This is a genomic window from Rhodococcus sp. P3_B8, from assembly GCF_056402775.1.
In genome coordinates this window covers 1-4016 of record NZ_JBFUGT010000453.1, presented here as the reverse complement: position 1 = coordinate 4016, position 4016 = coordinate 1, and the positions used below count along the sequence as shown (strand labels likewise).

At 70.4% G+C, this 4016-nt stretch carries 3 protein-coding genes; all 3 read right to left on the bottom strand.

Annotated elements, in window-relative coordinates; genetic code table 11:
- On the bottom strand, nucleotides 1-1272 hold a 1272-nt coding region (locus tag AC1D1G_RS42710; RefSeq protein WP_477956653.1), incomplete at its 3' end, for a TIGR02678 family protein.
- Nucleotides 1269-2720: a TIGR02677 family protein gene (locus tag AC1D1G_RS42705; RefSeq protein ID WP_349307530.1), complete on the bottom strand. Its 1452-nt coding sequence runs from the start codon at nucleotides 2718-2720 to the stop codon at nucleotides 1269-1271. The genes AC1D1G_RS42705 and AC1D1G_RS42710, both read right to left, overlap by 4 nt.
- 302 nt (nucleotides 2721-3022) lie before the next feature.
- Nucleotides 3023-4016 (bottom strand): hypothetical protein (locus tag AC1D1G_RS42700; RefSeq protein WP_477956652.1); only part of this gene is annotated, 994 nt, incomplete at its 5' end.

Genomic DNA, 4016 nt, shown 5'->3' with positions numbered 1-4016 from the left:
ACCCGGCACGGCCGCGGTGAGGCGTAGCCGCTCGAGCAGCGCCAGCGCCGCGCGTCCCAGACCGTCCGGGTCCGCCTGCCACCCGGCGGCGAACGTGCGCCCGAACCGTTCGGTCAGTGTCCGGACGGTGCCGGCGATCCACGCGTCCTCGATGACCGGGAACAGCCGGTCCGCGGGGGCGGGGTCCGCGGGTTCGAATCCGTCGTGGCCGGCGAGGCTGTCGAAGATCCCGGACTGCGGAATGGCGCTGTCGACCTGTTCGATGAGGTCGTCGAACAGGTCCCGCGGCAGCGGCATCCGGGCCGTCTCCGGGGCATCCGGATCCAGTACGCGATCGGCGATCTCGCCGGCGAGCAGGAGCGCGACCTGCGCGACCGTTCCCGTCCCGGGGAACCGGACGTCGGACAGACGTCCGGAGGAGTCGATCATCGCGACACCCTCCTCACGCCGCTCCGCGACCAGTCCAGTGAGCAACTCGACATCGGCTGCGGTGCGGGGGAGTGCGAGTTGCATCAGCTCGTCATCGTCGAGGTCGGCGGCGTAGACCACGGGCCGTTCGACGAGAGCACGCCGGACCCGCCGCGCGGTCTCCTTCACATCGACCGGCCGGGCGGTCCCGAACTCGGGGGTGTCGTCCTCGGTCACCGCGTCCGCACCGGCGAGCAGTCCGCGGATGGACCGGAGGTGCTGCAGTGCGCGCGGCGGCCGGAACAGGGCGATGACGACGGACCTGTCGATGTCGTAGAGCGCCTCTCCCGCATCGGGATTGGCGGCCCAGCCGCCCGCGTCGCCGTCGGCGAGGGCGATCGCGCCGCGGGCGGCGAGCCAGCCGACGGCGTCGACGAACGCATCCCGGTCGGACGCGCGTTCCGTGGACAGGTCCACACCGTCGACCTGTGCGGCGTCGGCGGCCACGTGATCGGCGAGCTCGGACAGGGTGATCTGGTTTCCGGCGCGGCCGAGGGCGGCCAGCGCCAACGCGAGGTAGGCGTAGCGGTACCGGTCGAACGTGCGGTCGGTGGCCGTCTTGGCCGGGGTCCCGGCGTCGAGTCGGTCGCTCACCGTGAACAGCCGGGCGGTCGTCTCCGTGACTTCGAGTCGGTACCCGAAGAGCGTCATCAGATCGTCGCGTAATTCGGTGGCCCACCGGCGGAGCAGGGGGAGTGCGATGCGATCCGGATAGGTCTGTGTCACCAGGTGATTCGACAGAATGACGCGGGCGGCGCGCTGATACGAGTCGAGGGCGAGCGGCGAGATCTCCCGTGCCTTCACCGAACGCTCACCTGCAGTCCGTCGAGGTGCAGGCGTCCTCGGGCGGTGCGCACCACCGTCGATTCACTGTGTGGGCTGAGGGTGAGCTTCACACCGTTCTCCGATCCTGTGCTGCTCTTCACACGGCCGCTGACCGGAACCCGCGCCGTCAGCGCGGCGTTGAGCAGACTCAGCAGCACGTCGGTTTCGGCCTCGTCGAGTTCCCGCTCGTAGACCCCGCCCCGGGCCAGCGACTGGGCGGCGGCGGCGCGAAGTCGTTGTGCGGTCAGCTGTTCCTCCCGCAGGCGGCGCACGCTGCCCTCGTTGCGCTGCACCCGTGCGGGCAGGCCGGGCGACGGGGGACGTCCCGTCTCGGCCAGCGTGCGGGAGATCTCGACGGGCTGGGCCTCCCACCACGACCGCGTGTCGGGAATGATGTCGGCGTCCGGATGCACCATCGACAGGTGGCGCGGACGCCCGAGGTCGAACACGGCCTGGAACAGCGCATGCGCGGCGTCCTCGGTCGGAGTCGCGGCGAACCAGCCTGCGAGGTGGCGTAATTGGCTCTCCCTGCTGACACCGCCCTTGCGGGTCTCGGTGACGCGGCGCAGCAGCGACAGGACGGCGGCGATGGCACTCATCGTGCCCTCGCGGAGGCGTTCCGACTCGCTGAGACCGGCCTCGCTCCCGACGAACCAATGCGTCAATCCCGCCCATCGCGCGCGCCAATCGGCTTCGCGCTCTTCGATGCCGAGGAACACCCGCTCGTCGCTGGCGGCGGCCCGCGCCACCATCGTCTCGACGCCGGTGTCTTCCACGAGCGCGATGGCCGCCGCGAGTTTCGGTGCAAAGCGTGAGAGGTCGGAGCTGAACTCGCGCATGTGCGTGAGGAGAGCGTCCTTGTGGGACATGAACGTCTCGGGCGTGATCTCCGTGGTGCGGACGAGGTCGCCGAGGGTCAGGTAGAACTGGGCGGCGCGTCCGGCCATGTCCGACAGCGTCGCGTCGAGACGGTTGAGTTTCCGGTACACGAGGTCGTTGTCGGCCGCACGATTCGCGGCGGCCAGGTCGTTCATGTCGGCGAGGAGGTCGGGCAGCGCCAGGCGGGACAGCGACGCGTCGTCGAGCCGGGCCGCCAGAGCGTCCTCGACGGCTCGGAACACCTGGTAGCCGGCCTGGCTGAACTGATAGACGAAGTGCCGGTTCCGGTATTCGGCCAGCGTGGCGGCGCGGGTTCCGTCGTAGCTGCGTTCGAGCACTTCCCAGACGTGCAGTTGCTCGAGCAGGGGAGTGACGTCGCCGGCGCCGAGTTGTCCGGACGGATCGTCGCAGGCGAGACCGTCCAGAATGCGGGCGACGTCGCCGGCGTGGAGCAGGACGACGTAGTTGGCGCGGGCGTGGTCGAATGCCCGCAGCACCCACAGGTACTCCGCGCGCTTCTCCGCCGTGGTGAAGGCGAACAGTTTCAACCGGTCGTCCCGGAGTGGGGGAGCAACCGCCGAACGCGCTGCGCGCAGCCCCGAGGGGGACCGACCGGGATCGCTGCCTGATTCACTCACCGTGACAGGTTATGCGGTCGCCCAGCCGTCGAGCGAACGCCGTGCCGACGCGCACCATCAACGCTGGAGTCTGAATCGGAACCTGACGGAACGCTGTAATTTACCGAATTCAGGTGCTCGGTCGCGTATGAACCACCCTCTGTCACCGATGTTCCATCCTCACGATCAACCCGCCTCACCCCGCCGCTGCACCGATGACGGGAGGCAGGCATTCAGAGGACGAACAGCACGAAGACGATCGCCACCAGCACGAGAGCCAGCCCGACTGCCGCGGCGACGAGCCAGGACGCCCGGGACGTCGGGTCGGAGGTGGATTCGTCGCCGGACTGCGCGACTGCGCGAGGTTCCGGTGGTGTCGCGACCGCCGTTCCGCCCGACGCCCGGGCAGGGGAGGCGCCCACCGCCGCGGCCGACGCGGGGTTGGGCGTGCGCGTCGCCGGCCGGCTCGCGGTTGTCGAGGTCGAGGGCACCGGCTCACCGACCACGGCGTCGATCACCTCGGTGACGTCGTACGACGGCGGCAGGCCGATCGGGGTGACCCTGTGAGTGGTCGGGTTGAATCCGGCGGCGCGGATGGCGGCACCGAGCGCTGCGGTCTGCTCGGGGCCCGGGCCGACGACACATCGCACACCGAACTTCTCACCGACGGTGTTCGCGAACCCGTGAATGGCCGCGGAGTCCCGCGCGATCAGGCCGTCGCCCGTGATGACCACGGCATCGAGGTTGCTGGGCAGCCAGCCGAACGCCCCGAGCGCCGTGGCGATCTGGGCCGTGGGAGAACCCCCCGAGGAGAAACGAAACGCCTTGCCTGCCTCGACGCCCGAGCGGATCAGCGCGACGGTCGCGCCGGTGTCGTCGACGTGATAGATGCCGACCAGCTGCCCGGGACGCTCCGCGATCTCGGATTCGAACCAGGCTGCGGCGGCTTCGGCGTCCGAGACGAGGGACAGGTAGGACATGTCGGCGTAGTCCAGGGCGTCGCGGAGCGCCGCGACGGCGGCCGAGTCCCAGCGGGTGGGGTAGGCGGCCATGATGTCGGGGGCGCCGCCGGTCCGACCGCCGTGGTCGGGGAGAGGTTCGCACTCCCGGAGCAGGCACCGCATCGCGCCCGCGACCAGGTCTTCAGCGCGGTAGCGCGATCCGTCACCGACCGCGACACCGGCCGGGTCGCCGACGCGGGGAAGGAACCCCGACACGGTGTGGGTG